General features: G+C 71.8%; 17 protein-coding genes. 9 read left to right on the plus strand and 8 right to left on the minus strand.

Translation table 11 applies throughout. The annotated features are described in order from the left end of the window. Positions 1-1,146: 1,146 nt before the first annotated feature. The 5 genes from D9V36_RS37320 to D9V36_RS37340 all read left to right on the plus strand — a co-directional run bounded on the left by D9V36_RS37320 (position 1,147) and on the right by D9V36_RS37340 (position 4,843). The gene (locus tag D9V36_RS37320) at positions 1,147-1,644 is read left to right on the plus strand and encodes a SigE family RNA polymerase sigma factor (protein ID WP_129297659.1); all 498 of its coding nucleotides are present in this window, start codon (positions 1,147-1,149) and stop codon (positions 1,642-1,644) included. Beyond that, a complete protein-coding gene (locus D9V36_RS37325) occupies positions 1,637-2,086 on the plus strand; it encodes a hypothetical protein (protein WP_129297660.1) in 450 nt (149 codons plus the stop codon). The genes D9V36_RS37320 and D9V36_RS37325 overlap by 8 nt, the downstream gene beginning before the upstream one ends. 78 nt (positions 2,087-2,164) lie before the next feature. Further along, positions 2,165-3,595, plus strand: coding sequence for a mannosyltransferase family protein (locus D9V36_RS37330; protein ID WP_129297661.1), 1,431 nt, complete (start codon positions 2,165-2,167; stop codon positions 3,593-3,595). A 118-nt stretch (positions 3,596-3,713) separates the two neighbouring features. Next, entirely contained in the window at positions 3,714-4,487 is a 774-nt protein-coding gene (locus tag D9V36_RS37335; RefSeq protein WP_129297662.1) for a DUF72 domain-containing protein, read from the plus strand. 62 nt (positions 4,488-4,549) lie between these two features. Continuing rightward, positions 4,550-4,843, plus strand: a complete 294-nt coding sequence (locus D9V36_RS37340; protein ID WP_206739776.1) for an acylphosphatase — start codon at positions 4,550-4,552, stop codon at positions 4,841-4,843. Between the two features lie 20 nt (positions 4,844-4,863). On the opposite strand, the gene D9V36_RS37345 is transcribed toward D9V36_RS37340, so the two are convergent. The 6 genes from D9V36_RS37345 to D9V36_RS37365 all read right to left on the minus strand — a co-directional run bounded on the left by D9V36_RS37345 (position 4,864) and on the right by D9V36_RS37365 (position 13,744). Continuing rightward, positions 4,864-6,396: a lanthionine synthetase C family protein gene (locus tag D9V36_RS37345; protein ID WP_129297663.1), complete on the minus strand. Its 1,533-nt coding sequence runs from the start codon at positions 6,394-6,396 to the stop codon at positions 4,864-4,866. After that, positions 6,393-9,617 carry a lantibiotic dehydratase gene (locus D9V36_RS37350; RefSeq protein ID WP_129297664.1) on the minus strand — a complete coding sequence of 1,075 codons (3,225 nt, stop codon included), beginning with the start codon at positions 9,615-9,617 and terminating at the stop codon, positions 6,393-6,395. The genes D9V36_RS37345 and D9V36_RS37350 overlap by 4 nt, the downstream gene beginning before the upstream one ends. Before the next feature lie 106 nt (positions 9,618-9,723). After that, entirely contained in the window at positions 9,724-9,864 is a 141-nt protein-coding gene (locus tag D9V36_RS41250) for a hypothetical protein (RefSeq protein WP_164993100.1), read from the minus strand. A 461-nt stretch (positions 9,865-10,325) separates the two neighbouring features. Next, a complete protein-coding gene (locus tag D9V36_RS37355) occupies positions 10,326-11,501 on the minus strand; it encodes a UDP-N-acetylmuramate dehydrogenase (RefSeq protein WP_241721187.1) in 1,176 nt (391 codons plus the stop codon). Between the two features lie 63 nt (positions 11,502-11,564). Next, positions 11,565-12,578 (minus strand): 2-hydroxyacid dehydrogenase, encoded by a 1,014-nt coding sequence (locus D9V36_RS37360; RefSeq protein WP_129297665.1) that lies wholly within the window; start codon positions 12,576-12,578, stop codon positions 11,565-11,567. Then, positions 12,575-13,744, minus strand: coding sequence for a lactate 2-monooxygenase (locus D9V36_RS37365; protein ID WP_129297666.1), 1,170 nt, complete (start codon positions 13,742-13,744; stop codon positions 12,575-12,577). Before D9V36_RS37365 ends, D9V36_RS37360 begins: the two co-directional genes overlap by 4 nt. Positions 13,745-13,859: 115 nt before the next feature. On the opposite strand from D9V36_RS37365, the gene D9V36_RS37370 reads away from it, so the two are divergent. Continuing rightward, the gene (locus D9V36_RS37370; protein WP_241721388.1) at positions 13,860-15,023 is read left to right on the plus strand and encodes a PucR family transcriptional regulator; all 1,164 of its coding nucleotides are present in this window, start codon (positions 13,860-13,862) and stop codon (positions 15,021-15,023) included. Between the two features lie 59 nt (positions 15,024-15,082). Here D9V36_RS37370 and D9V36_RS37375 read toward each other — a convergent pair whose 3' ends face one another. Then, positions 15,083-15,553 carry a MarR family winged helix-turn-helix transcriptional regulator gene (locus tag D9V36_RS37375; RefSeq protein ID WP_129297668.1) on the minus strand — a complete coding sequence of 157 codons (471 nt, stop codon included), beginning with the start codon at positions 15,551-15,553 and terminating at the stop codon, positions 15,083-15,085. A gap of 99 nt (positions 15,554-15,652) precedes the next feature. Between D9V36_RS37375 and D9V36_RS37380 the strand changes: the two genes are divergently transcribed. Next, positions 15,653-16,492, plus strand: a complete 840-nt coding sequence (locus tag D9V36_RS37380; protein ID WP_129297669.1) for an SDR family NAD(P)-dependent oxidoreductase — start codon at positions 15,653-15,655, stop codon at positions 16,490-16,492. Positions 16,493-17,182: 690 nt separating this feature from the next. Next, positions 17,183-18,265: a sugar ABC transporter substrate-binding protein gene (locus tag D9V36_RS37385; protein WP_241721188.1), complete on the plus strand. Its 1,083-nt coding sequence runs from the start codon at positions 17,183-17,185 to the stop codon at positions 18,263-18,265. A gap of 117 nt (positions 18,266-18,382) precedes the next feature. Here D9V36_RS37385 and D9V36_RS37390 read toward each other — a convergent pair whose 3' ends face one another. Continuing rightward, the gene (locus tag D9V36_RS37390; RefSeq protein WP_129297670.1) at positions 18,383-18,859 is read right to left on the minus strand and encodes an Lrp/AsnC family transcriptional regulator; all 477 of its coding nucleotides are present in this window, start codon (positions 18,857-18,859) and stop codon (positions 18,383-18,385) included. 388 nt (positions 18,860-19,247) lie between these two features. Here D9V36_RS37390 and D9V36_RS37395 point away from each other — a divergent pair, with 388 nt between their 5' ends. Next, the gene (locus tag D9V36_RS37395) at positions 19,248-20,759 is read left to right on the plus strand and encodes an FUSC family protein (RefSeq protein ID WP_129297671.1); all 1,512 of its coding nucleotides are present in this window, start codon (positions 19,248-19,250) and stop codon (positions 20,757-20,759) included. Positions 20,760-20,850: the final 91 nt, after the last annotated feature.

Raw genomic sequence — 20,850 nt, forward strand, 5'->3', positions numbered from 1 at the left:
CCCAGCCCCGGAGCAACCCGGGTCACACTCCGCCACCCAGCGCGGCCGAGCAGGCAGCAGAGTAGACCTCACACCAGCGTATTGGCACGGACGCGTACAAAAGAGGCCGGAAGTTACCGTCCTGTGGGAAACCCGTTCGACTCGTGCATTCCATGAACGGTGGAGATACGGCTTCTGATCAGCCAGGTCCACCGGTCCGCCGCCGTGGGCACACGGAGTCTCGGGCGGGTCCAGCCCTGGGTCTGCTTGATCGTCCGGAAGGTGTGTTCCAGATCGAATCTGCGCAAGAACGCCTGCCGGTGCAGATCGGCGTCTCCGTCCGACAGGCCGGCAGCCGAAGACCACAGCCGGACCAGCAGGGGATCGTGACTGCCGGGCAGTCGTGACGTTCAGGCCGTCTGGCAGGAGGCCGACCTGCCCCCCCGAGAGGCAACTGAAGCCGACCGCCGCCCTGCCACCCGAGATGCGCGAGCGCGCCGAGCAGTCCCGGCAGCGGAGACCGAGCTGTCGTCCTTGGCCCGGTGCGTCACGGGTTCCGGTCACCACATCTACGAGGGTGACCACAGCTTTGTGATGCCCTTCTGCGTCACGTGCGACGTGGGCGCCGACCTTGCGTTCACGGAGGACGAGTGGGGCAGACTGTCGGGCTGGACCAGCCAGCTAGCCAGCCAGCCAGCCGGGCGCGGGCCGCGACGAGTTCCATGCCCATTTCTCCGCCGCCGTCGACGAGTTCAGCCGGCTGCTCGGACCGCCCGCGCTGGAGGTGACCGTGGAATCGGCGGAGCAGCGGAGCAGCGGAGCAGCGGAGCAGCGGAGCAGCGGAGCGGTTGGCGGTGTGCGGGATGGCGCCGTGGCGGTAATGCTCTCCTCCTCGGTCAGGGGCCGGAACCGGTCTCCTTCTACGGGGCGGAGGAAGCCCGGGTCTTCATCGGCCCCCTCCCTGCGGAGGGGCGGTTTCCGCCGGCGGAACGGCTGTGCGGGTTCGCTCAGTTCTGAGAGTTCTGGCAGTTCTGAGCCGTACGTGCCGGGCGCCGGTGGGCCACGGTCTGTGATGACCGTCACCCCGGAACTTTCCGTGCTGTGTCGACCGGATGCCGTGCGCCAGGCGTATGCGGGGGGAGACCGAAAAGAACCGGGGAGTGGCTGTTGACCGTCGAGGAGTTCGAAGAGTTTTACGCGCAGACGGTCGCCCGGCTGACCGGGCAGCTGTACGTGATGCTCGGCGATCAGCACGAGGCGCAGGACGTGGTGCAGGAGGCGTTCGCCAGGGGCTGGAGCCGGCGGCGTCAGCTCGACCGGAACGGTCAGCCCGAGGCCTGGGTCCGTACGGTCGCCTGGCGCCTGGCGGTGAGCCGGTGGCGCGTACGGCGCCGTACCGCGGATGCCTGGCAGCGTAGCGGCGCCCCGCCGCATGTCGAGGGCCCCGGGCCCGAATCGGTGGCGTTGGTGGAGGCGCTGCGTCAGCTGCCCGCCAATCAGCGGCGGACCATGACGCTGCATTACGTGTGTGACCTGACGGTGGAGCAGATCGCCGTCGAGACCGGGCTGTCCGCCAGCACCGTCAAGACCCACCTGGTCAGGGGCCGGACGGCACTCTCCCTTCGTCTGCAGGACCCGCGTATTGAGGAGGCACCCGGTGCCTGAACCCCATGACCTGCTGCGGTCGTTGTTCCAGGAAGCGGCCTCCACCGGGCAGTCCCGTGCGCGTTGTGCGCCGGTCGAGCTCGTCGCCCGGCGCGGGGAGCGGCTGCGCCGTCGTCGGATCGCCACGCTCGCCGCGGGCGCCTGCCTGGTCTTCGCCGGTACCGGTGCGGCCGTGGCCGCACTGCTGCCCGGCAGCCCGAGCACCGGTGTCCCGGCCGTCACCCCGTCTTCCCCCCGGCCGAGCGCTCCCCCGAAACCCCCGAAACCCGTGCCGACGTCGCCCCGCGGCACGTCGTCGGCGACCCGTACTCCCGTTCCCGGCCGGACCGAACCGGGTACACCGCCCGCCACCGCGCCGCCCCGGACCGGCCAGGGAGCCCCGGGGGCGTCCGCCACGGACACGCCCGGCACGTCCCCTCCGTCCACCGCACCACCGCGCTGACCCCTCCGCACCCTGCCCCGGCGGTCCTCGCCGCCGGGCGGTCCCCCCACGCCCGAAACCACAGCAGGAGCTCCCGTTATGCCCGCCTCGTCGCCCCGTCTGCGCCGGACCCCTCCGCCGCTCGCCACCAGCCCCGTTGCCGGACCACGGGCCCCCTCGGCGCCGGCGCGCACCGCCGGCACGACGAGCTGGGGCCGTACGACCAGCCGGGGCGGTACGACGCTCCCGGGCAGCACGGTGGCCCCCGGCGCCACGGCTGCCCCGGGCGGCGGCACAGCAGGCGACGCCGACCCGGCCGGCCACTCGCCTCCGACCCCCTCGCCTCCGACCCGCTCGCTTCCGGCCCACCGGCCGGAGCCGGAATCCCGCCGACGACGCTATGTCCCCGGACCCGCCGACCGGGAGGTGCTGTGGCTGTATCTGCTGACCCGGGTCGGGATCTGGACCACCGCCTACTGCACCCGGTGGCTGTTTCCCGACGACCGTGACACCCATCACGCCGCCGACGTCCTCGCACCGTGGCAGCGCTGGGACTGGGGGCACTTCCTGAACATCGCCCGCGACGGCTACTTCCCCGGTCAGGCCGGGCCGTGGCTGAACGGCTGGGACAACAGGGAAGCCTTCTTCCCCGGCTTCCCCCTCCTCCTGCGGGCCGTCCACACCGTCGTCCCTGACTGGACCACCGCGGGCCTGCTGATCTCCTTCGTCTCCGGCGCCGTTGCCGTCCTGGCGCTCGCCCGGATCGCCCGGCTGCACCTGCCCGACGAGCGCGCCGGGCGCCGCGCCGTCCTCTTCCTGCTGCTCTCACCGTGCGCGATATTCCTGGCGGCGGGGTACACGGAAGCGCTCTTCCTCGCACTCGCGCTGCCGGCCTGGCTCGCCGCCCAGCGGCAGAACTGGCCCGCCGCGGCCGCGCTGGCCGCGCTGGCCACCGCCGTCCGGGTCAGCGGCCTCTTCCTCGCCGCCGCCCTCGCCGTGCACTTCGTCGTCACCGTCCGCACCCGCCGGCAGTGGCGCGCACTGCCGTGGCTGGCGCTTCCCGCACTGCCGCCCCTCCTCTACAGCGGCTTTCTCCGGATGCACACCGGCGACTGGATGGCCTGGAAGCACGCCGAAGAACGCGGCTGGTACCGCGACTTCCACGCCCCCTGGGAAGCCTGGCGGAACACCTGGCATGCCGCCTTCGCCGACTCACTGCCCACCGGGTACGCCCTGATGTCCCAGGCGGAACTCCTCGCCATGGTCGTCGGCCTGCTGCTCGCCGGGGTGCTGGTCCGGCGGCGCCGCTGGCCGGAGGCCGTCTACGTCGGCCTCAGCCTGTGGGCCCTGGGCACCTCGTACTGGTACACCTCCATACCCCGCGCCACCCTCCTGTGGTGGCCCCTGTGGGTCCTCCTGGCCGGATGGAGCCTGCGCACCCCGCGCGTGAAAACCGTGTACCTCTGCCTCGCGGCGCCGCTGATGACGGTCTTCGCCCTCACCTTCCTGTCCGGACGGTGGGCCGGATGACGTCACCCGGCCGGACGAGCCCCGGCCGGCAGCCGCTGCCCGGGTGACAACAGCTGCCCGGCTGATAGCCACTGCCCGGGCTGATAGCCGCGCCCCCGGGCCGGGCAGGGATCCGGTCATGACCGTCCTCGTCGGGACGTCCGGCTGGCAGTACAAGGACTGGCGCGGCGTCCTCTACCCGCACGATCAGCCGCAGCGGCTGTGGCTGGAGGAGTACGCGCGGCAGTTCGCCACGCTCGAAAGCAATGCCGCCTTCTACCGGCTGCCCGAGGAGCAGACCTTCGCCGCCTGGCGGGAGCGCACCCCCGACGGGTTCGTGATGGCCGTCAAGGCGAGCCGCTATCTGACGCACATCAAGCGGCTGCGGGATCCGCAGGAGCCGGTCGGGCGGCTGATGTCGCGCGCCGCCGCGCTGGGCCCCCGGCTCGGGCCCGTCCTGCTCCAACTGCCGCCCACGCTGTCCGCGGACGCCGGGCTGCTCGATGCCTGCCTGGGTTGCTTCCCGGCCGGTACCCGAGTGGCGGTCGAACCCCGCCACACCTCGTGGTGGACCCCGGACATCCGCGCCGTGCTGGAGCGCCGGGGTGCCGCACTGTGCTGGGCGGACCGGGGCTCGCGGCCCGTGACACCCCTCTGGCGTACCGCCGACTGGGGGTATCTGCGCTTCCACGGGGGCCGTGCGGAACCCGGGCCCCGCTACGGCCGACAGGCGCTCACCACCTGGGCACGACGGATCGCCGACACCTGGCCGGAGCGGGCCGACGTCCACACCTACTTCAACAACGACACGGGCGGGGCCGCCGTCCTCGACGCCGTCCACTTCGCCCGCGCCGTGTCGGCCGCCGGACGCTCCGTGAGCCGTACGCCGTCCGGGCGTGGCGCCGCCCGCTGACCGCGGGGGCGGGATATATCTGCGCTCGTACCGCCCGAGCGAGCGAACGAGGTGAGGCACGGATGATCCGCAGACGGGTGGTGGTCTCCGGCGACGTGCAGGGAGTGTTCTTCCGCGACACCTGCCGGCGCCTGGCCGGCGAGCACGGTGCGGCCGGCTGGGTGCGCAACCTGTCCGACGGGACGGTGGAGGCCGTGTTCGAGGGGGAGCCCGAGCACGTAAGGAAACTGGTGGACTGGGCTCACGAGGGTCCTCCCATGGCGACCGTCAACACCGTGTCCGTCCATGAGGAAGAGCCGCAGGGGCTCACGGGCTTCGAGATCCGGCCCACGCCAGGCGGGTTCCAAGAGATGTGACCGCACCCCCGGCCGTGCCTTCAGCCCATGAGCAGCGCCGTGTCCCAGCCGTTGCGCTCGGCGGGGGCGGCTCCCCGGCGGGCGTCGGCGTAGTCGGCCAGTACGAGGGCGATTCCGGTGGCGCCGTCCAGCAGTCCGGGGTGGTGGACGCGGTGTGGGGCGGTCCGCGAGGAGGGCGACGGAGAAGGGGTGGGCGGCAGAACTTGGGCGTAGCCGAAGGGAGTTCGCTCGTCGAATTCCGCGATGAGCTTGTGGGCGAGGGAGTCCGCGGCCGCCCACAATGCGGGGCGTCCGGTGGCGGCGGCCATGCGGACGAGGGTGTGGAGGATGCCCGCACGGCCGTGGCAGAGGCCCGGGTCGTCGGATGTCGGCCCGCTGGACGCGGGCCCGCCGGACGCCGGCCCGTCGGAGGCCGGTCCGTCGTGGAGGCGAAGCGCGAGGGCGCCGATCGCCTCCTCGGCCTGCGCCGTCATCCGGTGGTCGCCGAGTGCCTGCCCGGCCAGGTGGAGGCTCCAGGCGATTCCGGATGTCCCGTAGCACCAGCCCGGTCTGCTGCGGGTCCCCGCCTGAGCGGGGGAGCGGCGCCGGGAAGGCTCTCCGGAGCGGCCGGGGAAGGCGACCCGGCCGGGCCAGTGCACGCCGTGGCCGTCGGTGTACCCGATGCTCTGCACCCAGTCGGCCATCCGCCGGATGGCGTCCGGCATCCCCGGTACCCGGTGCCCGGAGCGGTGGGCCAGTGACAGCAGCGCGAGGGGGCCGCAGATCCCGTGGGCGACACCGACGTTGAAGTCACCTCTCGGGAACTCCTGCCGGTCGCGTGGGACGAGATACCGGTCGGGTGCGCACCACCATCCCGGCACCTGGATGCCGTCTTCTTTCACGGGGCGGCCGGTGCGGCCGGGATGGTCGGAGCGGCTGGAGCGGCTGGAGCGGCCGGGGTCGGCCAGACGGACGGGGTCGGCCAGACGGACGGGGTGGCTGATGCCGACGAAGAAGCGCAGGACATCGTCGAGGGCCGGTACGCACCGTTCGTCGCCGTGGTCGGCCGCGAGCAGGAGGCCGCGCCCCTCTCCCGTCAGCCCCGCGACCGCGTCGTAGTCGCCGTACGCCAGCCCGGGGCCGTGCTCCTGCCGTCGTGCGACGAGGTGGGCGACGCGGGCCCGGACGTAGGCGGCATGGACCTCGGCGCAGCGTGCCAGCAGCCGGGTGTACCCGCCGTGTGCGTTCGCGTGCAGCCGTGCGGGCAGCAGCAGGTCGCCGACCGCCGCCGGGCCGGCTTCGGTGGCCGCCGCCACGGCCGCTGCCAGATGGGAGTGCCCGAGGGCCGCGTACCGGGCGTCGTCGCGGGCGCACCGGGTGTGCAGCAGCGCGATGCCGGGGTGTCCGGTCAGCAGCGAGGCGGGCTGCCAGCCGGACTGCCGCAGTTCAGGAGGCAGCGCGGCGAAGGCGTCGCGGGCGGCGCCGGCCACCTGCTCCGGTGTGCTCAGCAGATCGGCGACGCGGTGGGCGACGGCCGACGCCGCATCGCACAGCCCATGGGGTGTCCCGGTCATCGGTTGTTCCGCTTCCGGCCGAGCCACAGTGCGAGCGCTTCACGGGCCGTCACATGCGCCGACAGCTCCTGTTCGGGGCGGGGGCCGAACAGCCGGTTGCAGTGCAGATGCGTCAGGCTCAGGGCGACCCGTCCCGTCCGGTCCCCGTCGCCTTCACCGGCGGTAAGCACCTCGCGCAGACCCGTCAGCGCCGGGCCGCGGGTGCTCCATCCGGCGCACCGGCCGTCCGCGGCGGCCGGCGGCCGGGGCCTGCCGTGCGGGTCCAGCAGGGCGGCGACGGCCTGCTTCCGGGCTCGCGGTACGTCCTTGCGGTGCGCCAGTACGGAGGGGGTGCTGACCCAGTCGAGCGCCTGCTCCGGGGATCCGAGGCGGGTGAGGATGCCGAGGACGCCCAGCGCGGCCTGCAGCGTCGGATCGGCCGGCCGGCCGGGTGACATGGCCAGCGCAGTGACGACGGATTCGCTGTCGGCGTGGAAGAAGCGCTCGGCGTGCGGGAGCGCGTCCGGGCCGCCGTACCGCTCGGTCTCGGGCTCATAGGTGTCCAAGGCCACCTTGGCTATCAGCCCCGCTTCCGTGCGCGCCTGCGCCCAGGAGTGGAGCTCGGGCAGCAGTACCGGCCACAGGGATTCCGGCTTGCCGTGGAAGCGCAGCCGGATGTGGGGTGCCGGATCCTCGTAACGGAGGAAGAACCACAGGTCGGCGCCCGCTCTGCGGAGCAGGCCGGGGTCGGTCAGCGGTGCGAGGTGACGGGCCAGCACCTCGCTCTGGCGGGCCCGGGGCAGGTAGATCTTCGCGTAAAGCCATGCGCCACCGGGCAGCTGGGCGCGCGGACCGCGGTCGTTGTCCGTGCCCGTGCCCCGTGTCAGGGGCGGGACCGGCACCGGCGCAGGGCGGGCGTGCCGGGTGTCGCGGGAGGTGCGGCGGCCGGCGGGCCGGGCGAAGACGGGAAAGAAGAACTCCGCGGCATGGGAGCCCTCGGGCCCCCGGAACCACTGCCTCCCGGCTGCGCCCGCGAACTGCTCCACCACCGTCAGGCCGGGGGAGCGCCGCACCTCGTCACGGAAGGCCATGAGGTGCAGGGGGTCGTCGAGGTCGGCCGCGACGCGGTGGTCCGCTTTGGTGAGCAGCACCCGCCGTGGCACGTCCCACCGCTGCCGCCACTGCCCGACCTGCCGCTCCCACTCCTCGTCCCCGCCCTCGGCCGCGGCGCGCAGCGCCCGGTCCGGCAGCCAGCGCGCCGGGCAGAGCACGGTCCGGCCGTGGCGCACCCGGGGCAGCGCGGGGGCCGAGGCCCAGCTGCCCCAGCTCCACGGGGCGCAGAAGGCCTGCCCCTCCTGCCCGAGTTCGAGCAGGAACCGGGCCACGTACGGAAGATGGCCGCTGTCGGGACGGAGCATCGAGTACGACAGTGGCCGCACCCTTCGGCCGGTCGAGGTGTCGACGAGCCGCAGGCGGTCCGCGTCCGCGTACACCGCCAGGTTCTCCAGGCGCAGATCGTCCGCGGTCTTCGCGACGGCGGGCCCGACGCCCAGGGGGAGGCGATGGGCCAGCCACTGCGGGACGGCGGACACATTGCCGGAACGGGCCACCCTGGGCCGGTAGGCGACACACGCCGGGATCTCGTCCTCGGGCGCGGTCCGTTCGGTGTGCCGGGCCAGATCCCGGATCCGACCGGCCAACGGGGCGTCGAGCGCCGACGGGTCGCCGAGCGCCGACGGGTCGTCGAGCACCGGCGCGAAGCGGCTGAACACCGCCCCGGCCAGCGGTGACACCGCATGGGGGCTGAGCACCAGCTGGAAGTCCCCGCCGCACAGGGCCTCCCGGCCCGGTGTCACCAGCTCGGCTCCCACCTCCATGCTCGGCGGGGCCGGCCCGCGCTCCGCCGGTTCCAGGGCGCGTACGGCCTCCTCGTCGAGGACCACTTCCGCGCTGCCGCGGCGGGCGGCGTCCATCAGCAGCTCGCCGAGGACGCGGTCGCGCGCGAGGGCATCGGCTGCGGGCGCGGTGGCCGGGGCGGGCGTGGCCGGCGCCGGGGCACCGTGCTGCCGGTCCTCGCGGGGAAGCCCCAGCCCCCGGGCCTCGTCGAGCAGTTCCAGCACCGGCACCGGCCGGCCTGTGCCGTACCGCTCAAGAAAGGCCAGGTGATAGTCGCGCAGGTGCGGGTTGCCGCGGTGCACGGGGGAGGTCCGCCACAGCACCGTCGCGGCGCGCTCCGCTTCCCGGGCCACTTCGTGCGGCAGGGTCAGCCGGAGGTCCAGCGCCAGATCCGTCTGGAGGACGTCCGTGGCCGGCTGCAGCGCCCGCATCCGCGCACGGACCGCGGTCAGCCGGGTACGCCGGGAGCCCGGTGACGCGGCGTCCAGCGAGCGCAACTCATCCCGGATGAAGCACAGTTGACTGGCCATCGGGTGACCGAGGCCGTGCAGCAGGTCGCAGACGTGGTCGAGCGGGGTGGTGCAGTCGGGCGGTGGGGTCAGCTCGCTGAGAAGGAAGTGACCGCGGACGAGCTGCGCGATGCTGTTTTCGACCGCACCCTCGGGCGCCTGCGGGAACTCCCGCTTCCCCTCCGCCACCAGTGCGGGGAACGGCATGGGCCGGGCCGCGGCCGCCAGGAGGTGACGGACCACCCGGGTGTGGCGTACCGAGCCGGTCCACTGCTGTGTCCCGGTGCGGTCATGGTGGTCGACCAGGACCAGCCGGCCGTCCCGTACGGTGTGCAGGTTGTTGGCGGTGAGCCGTGCACGCTGCCATACGGCCGGATCATCGAGCAGCGTCGCCAGAACGCCGTCCAGCCAGTCCGCGTCCGGCCGGGTCACACTGCGTCCGCCACCGACCGGCTCCCGCGCGGGAGCGGCTCCGAACCCGGCGACACCGACCCCCGCGAAGTAGCCGAACGGGGTGGGGCGGTGGGACATCCGCGAGTGGTACTTCGTCAGGGTCACCGCGATTCGGCGCAGCGAGGTGAGCCGCAGCCGCTCTCCCGCGACGACTCGGTCCACCTCAGCCGCGAGGCTTGCGCTGGCGAGGTTCACCGCTTCCATGAGCCGCGGATCGGCGGCGAGCTCCTTCACCTGACGACGCAGCCAGTCCTCTTCGTCCGGGCCCCCGGCGGGCGGCCGCGGTGGCCGGGCCGGTGCGTCGTCGGAGGGCAGCGGGAGAGCCGCGGCCCGTACGAGAGCCACCTCTCCGCACGTGAAATCGATGTCGCGCTTACCGCCCATGACCCTCTCCGCCCCGTTCCCCGCCCACTGCTTCTCCTGACGGCGGTGCGGGGCGGCGGGACGACGTCCTCGGTGCCGCCCCGCACCGCTGTCTCAGCAGCTCGGCTCAGCAGCTCCAGGAGGTGACCGGACAGACCTGCGTCATGAGCTTCGACTCCTGCGCACTCATGGCGACCGTGGCCGAATCCGTGATTTCCATGTCGAGGTCGAGGTCGAATTCGTCCATGCTGGTGATGATGTTCTCCATGGTCCCCTCCAAAGAAAGATGTGTTAATCCCGGATTGCGTCCGGTTGTTGCAAAGGGATTTCGCAACCGCCGGTCATTTCATCGAAGGGTGCATGTCATGTCAAGCGTGGGGAGGCGTGCTTCGCTTCCCGTGGATTCCGGAATGGCGGAATCCGGTTCGGTTCCTTGTGGCCCCTTATTCCGGCGGCAGGGCAAGTGGGAAGGGGGTACCCTCCCCGGCCGTTCAAGCCATCAAGAATGGCTTGAACATCACCTCGCGGAAAGGGGCTTGCCCGTGCCTGATAAAAGCGCATGAGGGGGAAAGAGGCATGGCGGAATGCCGCTGTGCGTCCGGCCGGGCCGTCCGCCGCCCCTTGTCGCCTGCCTTCGGGGCATTCGGCCCCAGGTGAATGCCGAATCATCAGGCCGTGAAACCGATAAGGCGACGTGAGTTCCCTCACCCCCTGGGGAAGGGGCTGATATCAGAGGAAGTCGACTTCGGAAGTGAGCCGCACTCCGGTACGGCGCAGGACCTCCTGGAACACGAGGTCGATGGCCCGGATGAAACCGGCGGCGCTCGCGCCCTCCTCGGCGACCAGGGTGTAGTGCAGGGAGGAAATCCGTACGCCGGTGACGAGCGGCTGACGCAGCGCGAACCCGGCCTGCCGGATGAGCCAGCTCGCACTCACCCGTATCGAGCCGTCGGGGAAGCGGCTCACCGGTGCACGGAGCGCCCGCAGCTCTTCGGCCCGGTCGGGGGAGATCTCGGGGCTGAGGAACACACTCCCGACCGAGCGGTCGTCGGCGCCACTGCACCCCAGCACCATGCCCTTGCTCTTCCGGACGGTGAGCACCGCCCGGGCCACCTCGTCCAGCGGCACCCGGCTCCCGACCGGTACGTCGAGCTCGGCGGCGACCGTCCGGTAGGTGACCGGCGCGCTCAGCCCGGACCGGCGCAGTGCGAACACCAGGCTCAGCACGGTCCAGCGGCGGGAGTGTTTGAAGACGCTGGTGCGGTGGCCCAGGCCGCAGGCCGCGGCATCCATGGTCACCTCGCGGCGCAACTCCCAGTCCCATGCCGTCACTTCCACCAGGGTGTCGGCGGTCTCCTGACCGTAGGCGCCGACGTTCTGGACGGGGGTGGCGCCGGAGGTCCCGGGGATGCCCACCAGCATCTCCAGGCCGGTCAGGCCCTCGGCGACGGTCGTGGCGACCAGATCGGCGAGCGGATGACCGGCCTGGACCTCGACCAGCACCCGCCCGTCGGCGGAGCTCCCTGCCATGCGTATGCCCTTGGTGCTCATCCGCAGCACGGCGCTGTCGCATCCGGCGTCGCCGACCAGGACGTTGCTCCCTTCGCCCAGGCAGACGGGCGCACCGGGAAAGGTGCCGGCCAGCGCCACGAACTCGGGGAAGTCCGCGGGGTCGTAGAGCTCGATGAGGGCCGCCGCCGGTCCGCCGATGCCCAGCGTGGTCATCGGCGCGAGCGGTGCCTGGTGGGTGACGCGCATGTGTTCCTGTTTCTCCTGGCTGCCGTTCCGGGTCCGGAGGGCCGCCACGAATGAGGAACCGGCCCGGCCGGCCGGGGTGATCGGCGGGACGCTGTCCATGGTGATCACAACGGAGCCGGACCGGTACCGCACCGGTGCGCCGAACATTGGCCGGAATGAGGGGCGGAGCGGTGTGCGGCGAGCCGGGGCGAGTTCCGGCCCGGTCCGGCGTTACGAGACGACGTCCCGCAGCGGCTTGCCCTCAAGGTGGTCGAGGACGTTCTGTACGGCGGCCAGCGCGATGCGGACCAGCGTCTCGCGGGTGACCCCCGCGACGTGCGGGGAGAGCACCACATTCGGGGCCTTGAGCAGACGCAGGGCCGCCGTGGGCGGTTCGGGGTCGAAGACGTCGATACCGGCGCCGGCGAGGGTGCCGGCCGCCAGGGCATCCGCGAGGGCGTCCTGGTCGATCAGGGCGCCGCGGGCGGTGTTGATCACAAAAGCCGTGGGCTTGAGGAGCGCCAGTCGTTCCGCGTCGAGGAGATGACGGGTCCGCTCGGTGAGCGGGGCGTGCAGGGTGATGTAGTCGGAGGTGCGCAGCAGTTCGTCGAGAGCGAGATGGCGGGCACCGCCGAGGCGGGCGGCAGCCTCCGGGGCGACCGGCTTCGGCCCGGCGTAGACGATGTCCATGTCGAACGCGAGGGCACGGCGGGCGACTTCCTCGCCGATGTGGCCGAGGCCGATGATGCCCAGGGTCTTGCCGGACAGCTCGGTGATGGACTGCTGCAGGCGCGGCAGTGCCCAGTCGGCCTCGGTGAGCGCCGTATGGGCCGGGACCAGCTGCTTGGCCAGGGCGAGCATCAGGGCGAAGGTCTGCTCGGCGACGTTCTGCTTCTCCGCGCCGCTGGAGCCGATGTTGCAGACCGGGATGCCTCGTTGGCGGGCCGCGTCCAGGTCGACGTAGTCGAAGCCGTGGCTGGCGCACTGGACGAGCTCCAGGTCGGGTGCCGCGGCGAGATGACCGGCGGTGACCGGGCCCAGGCCGGTGATCAGGAGATGGGCCGCACGCAGCGCCGCCGGGTCCTCGTCGGTCGTCTCGACGACGGTGACCTGGGCCTGCCCGGGAAAGAGGCCGGCCAGCGCGGCTCCGGCGGCGCGGCCGCCGACATGCGGCGAGATGACCGCGAGGACGTTGCGCACGGGGTGCGGCTGCGGGGTGGAGGACGATTCCGGCGAGCTGGTCATACGGATTCCTCGATGAGGTCGTCGGCGGTCAGTGTGTCCGGGCGGGAGTGCCCGGACAGGGCGAGGGTCAGGTCGAGTTCGGCGAGCAGACAGCGGATGACGTGTTCGACGCCCGCCTGCCCGTCGAGGCCGAGCCCATAGGCGTACGGGCGCCCCACCAGCACCGACTTGGCGCCCAGGGCCAGCGCTTTGAAGATGTCGTCACCCGTGCGGATGCCGCTGTCGAAGAGCACGGTGAGCCGGTCGCCCGCCGCCGCCACGACACGGGGCAGCGCATCGGCGGCGGCGACGGACCCCGCCACCTGGCGGCCGCCGTGGTTGGAGACGACCACACCGTCCATCCCGGCCTCGGCGGCCGCCAGGGCGTCCTGGGGGTGCAGGATGCCCTTGAGCACGATCGGGCCGTCCCAGTTCTCCCGCAGGAACGCCAGGTCCGGCCAGGTCTTGGCGGGGTCGGCGAACATCCCCAGGAAGTGCATCACGGCCGCGTTCGGGTCCTCGTGCACCGGCTTGGCGAGCCCCGCACGGAACGCGGGATCGGTGAAGTAGTTGGCGGTGCCCACGCCGTGCAGGAACGGCAGGTACGCCTGGTCGAGATCGCGCGGCCGCCAGGCGAGGAGCGGGGTGTCGAGGGTGACGAACAGGGCGGTGTACCCGGCCGCTTTCGCCCGCTGCAGAAAGCTCCTGGTGACCTCGCGGTCCTTGGCCCAGTAGAGCTGGAACCACCGCTCCCCGTCGCCCATCGCCTCGGCGACCTCTTCCATGGGGGTGCTGGAGGCTGAGGACAGGATGTACGGCACCCCCTGGGACGCGGCGGCGCGGGCGGCGCCGGGCTCGGCGTCGGGATGCATGATCGACAGCACGCCCACCGGCGCCAGCGCGAGCGGCGCGGGCAGCGCCCGGCCGCACACCTCCACGGACAGATCGCGTTCGTGCACCTCACGCAGCATCCGCGGGACGATCCGATGACGGTGCAGCGCCGCCCGGTTGGCGTCGGCGGTGCTGCCGGTGCCCGCGCTGCCGGCCACATAGCCGACCGGACCGGGACCCAGGCGCCGCTCGGCAAGCTCCTCCAGTCGCGTCAGATCGGTCGGCAGCCGCGGTACGGCGCCTGTCATGCCGTGGAGATAGATCTCGTACTGGAAGTCCGCCCAGTGCTTCGCCATCCGTACGTCCCGCCTCTCGTCGCTGAGACTGCGTGCTCACCCGAGATCCTGGCGACAGTGACCACACCCGTCCACCGCGGTGCGCACAACACGCGGGTGGAATCATCACCCTGTGATGAAGGAAAGGGAGCGCATCCGGCAGCGGCTGATCGCCGACCCCGGGGTGGTCGCGACGGTGGTCACCGCCGTGCGTGAGCAGGTCCCGGCCTATGCCGCCCTCGATGACAGCCGCCTGAACGAGGTGCGGGCCATCGCCGCCTGGGCGCTGGACCGGTTGCTCCAGCTCTGGGTCACCGACGGCGCCCTCACCCCCGCCGACCTCCGGCGGTTCCGCGGGATCGCCGCGGCGCGGGCCGCGGACGGCCGCCCGGTGCAGGCGGTCCTGCGGGCCTACCGGGTCGCGGCGACGGTGCTGACGGACGAGATCGCGGCCGCGACGCCCCCGCCGGGTGCACCGGACGCCTTCGCCCTCGCCCGGATGGCGCTGACCACCCTGGACACTCTCTCCGAGGAGATGGCCACCGCCTACACCGCCACCAGCGAAGATCTCACCGCGGACCGCGACCGGGCGCTGCGGCTGCTCCTCGACGACCTGATCGCGGGACGGCACGCCTCCATCGGCGCGCTCACCGACCGGGCCGCCCGGCTGGGCGGACAACTCCCGGATCCCTACTGTCTGTTGGTGGCCGAGTCGGCCGCTGCGGACGGTGCGGGCGTGACGCAGGAGACGGCCACCGGGCTCCTGTCCTCGTTCGGCGGCCACGGCGGCGGCCTCGCCCCGCTGGTGACGGTCCGGGACGCGCGCGCCGTCCTGCTGCTGCCCGCCGCGGTCGGTGCGTCCGCGCCCCGGGCCCTGGGGCAGCGGGGCCTGCGGGGCTGTGCCCTCTCGGGGGAGAGCCTGGACCGGATCGCCGTCGCCTACCGTCTCGCGGCCGACGCGCTGGACACCGCGCCCGCGCACGCCCACCACCCCGAGCGGGTCCTGACCGACGGCGACGCCCAGGTGCTGGCGCTCCTCGGCGGCCGCCCCGCCGCGACTCCCGAGCAGATCAGCCGGCTGATCCTCGGTCCGCTCCGCCAGCCCGGCCGGCGGCACCTCATGGACGCGCTCACCACCTACCTCGACACGGGCTCCGCGAACGCCGCCGCCCGCAGGCTCGGCCTGCACCCCCAGTCGCTGCGCTACCGGCTGCGCCGGATCGCCGACCTCACCACGCGGGACCCGCGCGACCCCTGGCAGCGGCTCACCCTGGACATTGCCCGGACGATCGCACACTGAGGGGCCGGCGGTGCCGCGGCCTGCCCTCGATCCGTACGGCAGTCCCGTGCAGTGACTCCTCAGCCGTCTTTGTCGTCCTTGTTGGCCTTGAGCTTCCGCCACACCGCGCTCAGCGCTTCGAGGTCGTTCTGGTCGAGGAGGTCGGTGAACACCGGGGCCAGGCAGGCGCGGCGGGTGGCGTCGGCCTCTTCGAAGAGCCGGCGGCCCTCCGGGGTGAGGGACACCTCGACGGAGCGTGCGTCATGTGCGGAGGGGGTGCGGGTGACCAGGCCGCGGCTCCGGAGGGCGTCCACGACACGGGAGACCTGGCTGCGGCTGAGCATGGTGCTGTTGCCGAGCACGGAGGCCGGCACCGGGTCCGGGCTGGAGGCGAGCCAGAGCATCACCTCGAACCAGGAGACCGGTAGATCGTGGTCCTTGACCAGGGCGCGGTCCACGCGTTCGGTCAGGACGGTGCCGGCCCAGACCAGCCCGTAGAAAGCATGGTCGGCCACCGGCATCTCGGCCTGGGTGAGCTTCCTTTTCGCCATGCCGGACAGGCTACCGGTTGCGTGTGCGCACACATAATGTCTATGGTGTGTGTACACGCACTTAAATTGCTCCGTCGCGACGGGGCCGAAAGGTTCACCATGTCTTCGAAGGTTGTTCTCATCACCGGCACGTCCTCCGGCATCGGCCTGGCCGCCGCCGTCGCCGCGGCGCAGGCCGGCTGGCGGGTCGTGGCCACGCTGCGCGACACCGGCCGCGCGGACGCCCTGCGCAAGGCGGCCACGGAAGCGGGGGTGGAGCTCGACGTGCGGCAGCTCGACGTCACCGACGAGGCGTCCGTCGCTGCTGCGGTCGACGGGGTGATCGCCGATCACGGACGCCTCGACGCCGTGATCAACAACGCGGGTGCCGGACACCTCGGCACGCTGGAGAACGAGTCCGTCGCCGAGGTGCGCACGGTGATGGAGGTCAACTTCTTCGGCGTGCTTCACGTCTCGAAGGCGGCGCTGCCGCATCTGCGCGCCTCCGGCGGCCGTCTGATCACCGTCACCAGTGTCGGCGGTGTCGTCGGCCAGCCCTTCAATGAGGCCTACTGCGCTGCCAAGTTCGCCGTCGAGGGCTACATGGAGAGCCTGGCGCCGGTGGCCGCGAAGGCCGGGGTGACGGTCTCCGTTGTCGAGCCCGGCGCGGTGGCGACCGAATTCGTCAACAACATCGGGGTCGACCTGGAGGGTGAGGTCGCCGCCGCGGGCCCCTACGCGGATGCGCTGCGGGCCTACCTGGAGCGCACCATCGGGCAGTTCGCCGGCAGCGCGCAGACCCCGGCCGAGGCCGCCGAGGCCGTGCTGGAGGCGCTCACCGCGGACCGGCCCGCGTTCCGTATCCAGACGTCGGACTGGGCGCGCGGTTTCACCGGCACCAAGCTCGCCGACGTGGACGGCTCGGCGGTGCTCGGCCTCACCGGCGGCTGGGTGGGCTGACCCGGCGCGGGTGATTCCCGGAGGGGTGCGGTCCGGGTTCTCTTGGTGAAGAGGGCCCGGACACAGAAAACAATCTCAAGAAATTCCCAGGATTCTTCATTTCCGTTGCGGCATTTGGTTGTTGAGCGGAAATTTTTTGGTGCGCTCCTCGTCCGGGGTGTCGCGGGTTCGCCGCCGATTGGTCTTGACCACTTGCCGTTCGGCTCGGTGGCGCTCCGGAAAGGCTGCGGGGAGCATCTATTTCTCTCCCCTCTCTCCCCTCTCTCCGCTCGCGTCCGGTGCGTTGCGGTGAATGGGGGTGTCCGCGTTCCCGTTCGCGTTCCCGTTCGTGTTCGTGTCCGCGTTCCGCCCGCGTTCACGTCTGTGTGTGCGTCGAAGTCCGGTGCGTTCGGTCAACACCCCTTCCATATCGCCTGGTTGGCGCGTCGTGCGGTAGAGCGGAACCCGGCGTTCGCCCACGTCACGCGGTCGGCGTGGCGAGGCCGGAACCTGAGTGTTACGGAGTGTTCCGGAATGAATTGACCGTTTCGGCACTGTTCGGAATGCCCGCCGGGTGATGGGGGTTCGGAGGGTCAAATCACGGCACCCTTCCATAGCGTTGTTGCTTCGATTCTTGACGGTGGGACCGGATATGACGTTGAATTCAGCCGTTCATGGGTCGGTCAGGCGGCCCCTTTGGAGGTACCGGGAATGAATGTAATAATGCGGCGTGCCCTCACCGGCGCGATGGCGCTTTCGCTCGCAGCGCCGTTGACGGCCTGTGGGAGCGATCATCAGGACACCGGTGCCGGCAAGGACTCGATCGGGCTGCTCCTTCCGGAGAGCAAAGCGGCCCGGTACGAGAAGTTCGACCGCCGCATCATTTCGTCGCGCGTTGCGTCCCTCTGCCTCGAATGCAAAGTCGACTACCACAATGCCGAGCAGCAGGTCGATGCCCAGAGGAGACAGTTCGACGGCCTGGTGAAGAAGGGCGTCAAGGTCATCATTCTGGACCCGGTCGACGCCTCGGCGGCCAAGAGCTGGGTGGACTCGGCCGCCAAGAAGGGCGTCAAGGTCATCGCATACGACCGGCTCGCCGAGGGTGATGTCACGGCCTATGTCTCCTACGACAACGAGAGGATCGGCCGGCTCCAGGGGCAGGGAATTCTCGCCGCCCTCGGTTCCCAGGCGGCCACCTCCGACGTCGTCACGATGAACGGCTCGCCGACCGACCCGAATGCGCCGTCCTACAAGAAGGGCGCCCATGCCGTCCTCGACGGCAAGGTCCGGAAGATCGTCTACGAGAAGGACATCCCCGGCTGGTCCGCGGCGACGGCCAAGAAGGAGATGGGCGACTTCATCGACGCCCATGGCGCGGGGGGCTTTGACGCGGTCTACTCGGCCAATGACGGTATGGCGGGCGGTATCGCCGCGGCGCTCAAGTCGGCCGGTATCAAGAATGTCCCGGTCGGTGGCCAGGACGCCGAACTCCCCGCGCTGCAGCGGCTGGTAGCCGGCACCCAGACCTTCACCATTTACAAGGAAGTCAGGCCGGAGGCGGAGACCGCCGCCGAAATCGCCTTCCGGCTGCTGCGCGGCAAGAGCATCAAGTCCCTCACCTCCGCCACCGCCGACAACAAGAGCAAGTCCGGTATCCCCGCGCAGCTTTTCAAGGCACAGATGGTCACCCGGAAGAACATGAAGGACACCGTCGTCCGCGACGGCGCCGTCCGCATCGACCTGCTCTGCGCCGACGGCCTCGCCGCCGAGTGCAAGTCCCTCGGTCTGGAGTGACCGGCCCCGGTCAGGGGGAAGAGCGGACCGGCCGCCCGAGCCGGCCGTACGCGGCCCGCGCCGTGCATTCCCCCTGACCCCCCTGACCCCCCTGCCCCCTCTGATCTCTCTGATCTCTCAGGGCGATCCGGTGGTGCCCACCGCCTCGACCAACGGCAGCATGCGATGCGGCACCCGCTCGCGCAGCGCCACCTCCGTACGGGTGCGGACCACGCCCGGCAGGCTGATCAGCCGCTGGATCACATCCTCCAGATGCTCCGCGTCCCGTGCCACCACCCGGGTGAGCAGATCTCCGCCGCCGGTCGTCGAGAACGCCTCGATGATCTGCGGGACCTCCGCCAGCGCATCGGCCACCTCCTCCAGATGGCCCTGGGTGACCTCGATGTGGACGAAGGCGAGAACGGGGTGACCGAGCGCGGCGGGGGACAGGCGGGGGCTGTAGGCGGTGATCACACCGTCCCGTTCGAGGCGGTCGAGGCGCGCCTGCACGGTGCCCCTGGCGACCCCGAGGAGACGTGCGTACTCCCGCACGCTGGTGCGCGGCTGCTCCAGCAGCAGCCGAAGGATCTTGGCGTCGAGGGCATCCACGGACATGGTGCAACGGCCTCCTCACGAGGGCGGCGGGCTTCCTGGGGAGTCGTGACTGTACCCAGGGCCCCGGTGAAGGCGGTGCCGGGTGAGTCATCTGCGCGCCTGGTCCGTGTCCCTGCGTCCCTGCATCCCGGCACGACGGCACGACGGTGCGGCGGTCCCGGGTCGCGGTCCGACCCGCAGACCGGGCTCTCGCCCCGCTACCGCCACCCATTGGCCCCCTCTTGGCCCTGCGTGAGCGCATCCAGCTATACCAATGGCACAGCCTTCACGGCGTCTGTTGAGCAACGTGCCGAAGAAGTGTTGTGATGGCCCAGTCGATGGCGCTGCGGGATTCCGCGGCGCCTTTTTCATGCCGGATTCATGCCGGAACGGCGAAGGGCGGAAAGCTGTGCTGAAGAGGATGTTCGTGGCTCCGGATCCGGGGTGGCTGCGGCTGCGCAGCGCCGCCCGGTCCGTCCTCGGCATCGGCCTGGCGGTCACCGTGTGCGGTCTCGCCGGGCACTCGCTCGTCGCGGCCATCGCCGGCGGGCTCGCCGCGCTGCTCGCCCTCTTCACGGTCACCGACGCGACGGTCCGGGCGCAGATGGTCACCACCGGCCTGCTGCCCGTGGTCGGCCTTCCGGTGCTCGCCGTCGCGGCGGTGCTCCACGACCACCCGGTGGGGCGGGGCGCGGTCTTCGCCGCGGTGGTGGGTGCGGGGGTCTACGCCCGCCGCTGGGGGCCGCGCGGCCATGCGCTGGGGGTGTTCGCGTTCATGACCTTCTTCGCTGCGCAGTTCCTGCACACGGTGCCGGGCCAACTGCCCGAGCTGTACGCCGCGGTGGCCCTTGCCCTGACCGCCTCCTCGCTCGTCCGCTTCGGAGTGTGGTGCTACGAACGCCGGCTGCCCCCGGCCGTCCCGCCCCCCGCGCCACCGGCCGGCAGGGGGCTCGCCCGGGCGACCACCCGCCAGGCGGTCCAGGCCACCGCCGGCAGCGCGTTCGCCCTCCTCGTGGGCCAGTTGCTCTCCGAGCAGCGCTGGTACTGGGCCGTGGGCGCCACCTGGTGGATCTTCGTGAACACCACCTCGCGCGGCGAGACGCTGGTGCGCGGCTTCCGCCGGACTCTCGGCACGGTGATCGGCATCGTCCTCGGTCTGCTCGTCGTCGTCCCGCTGCACGGCGCCGCGGTCCCCACGGCGGTCCTGGTCGCGGTGAGCGTGTTCGGGATCTTCTACACCGCCGCCGTCTCGTATACCTGGATGATGCTCGCGGTGACCTTGATGGCCACGTTGCTGTACGGGCTGCTGGGAGTGCTGGACCCCGGCCTGCTCGCGCTGCGTCTCGCCGAGACCGGTGTGGGGGCGCTCGGCGCGGCGCTCGCGGTGGTCTTCGTGCTGCCCGTCACCACCCATGCCACCACCGACGCCTGGATCGAGCGCGCCCTGCGCTGTGTGCACCACTGCACTGCCGAGGCCGCCGCCCGCCTCGCGGGCTCCGCGACCGCCGACCCCGCCCCGCACATCGCCGAGCTGGGGCCGTTGCTGAGCCGGGTGCGGCTGTCGCTCTCCCCGCTGGTGCACCCCCTCAGCCCGCTGCGTGCCCGCAAGGCGCGAGCACGTCAGGTGCTGGCGCTGCTCGACGACTGCGCCCGTGAGGTGCGCGGGCTGGCCTCCATCGCCGCCGACCCGGAGGCCTCCCACGATGCCCGGCTCACCGCCTCGTGCCAGCGTGTGGAGGCCGCCGTCGAGGCGCTGACCACACCGCGCGGGGCCCGCGATGCGGGAGCCGCCGCCATCGTGGTGGCGCACCCGCCCGCCGCGGAACCCGCACTGGCCCATCTCCACGGCCTGGAGCGGGCACTGGCCGAACTCTCCGCGCCGCTCCGCAGCTCTCCGCGCGCTCCGCTGGTCGACGCCTGATCACGGTCCTTCCGGACGCACGCACGGACAGACCGACCGACAGACAGACAGACGGACGGACGGACGGACGCGGGGCGGGTGCGGGGCAGGT

This window comes from Streptomyces lydicus (assembly GCF_004125265.1).
In the GTDB taxonomy this organism is placed as follows: Bacteria; Actinomycetota; Actinomycetes; order Streptomycetales; family Streptomycetaceae; genus Streptomyces; species Streptomyces lydicus_C.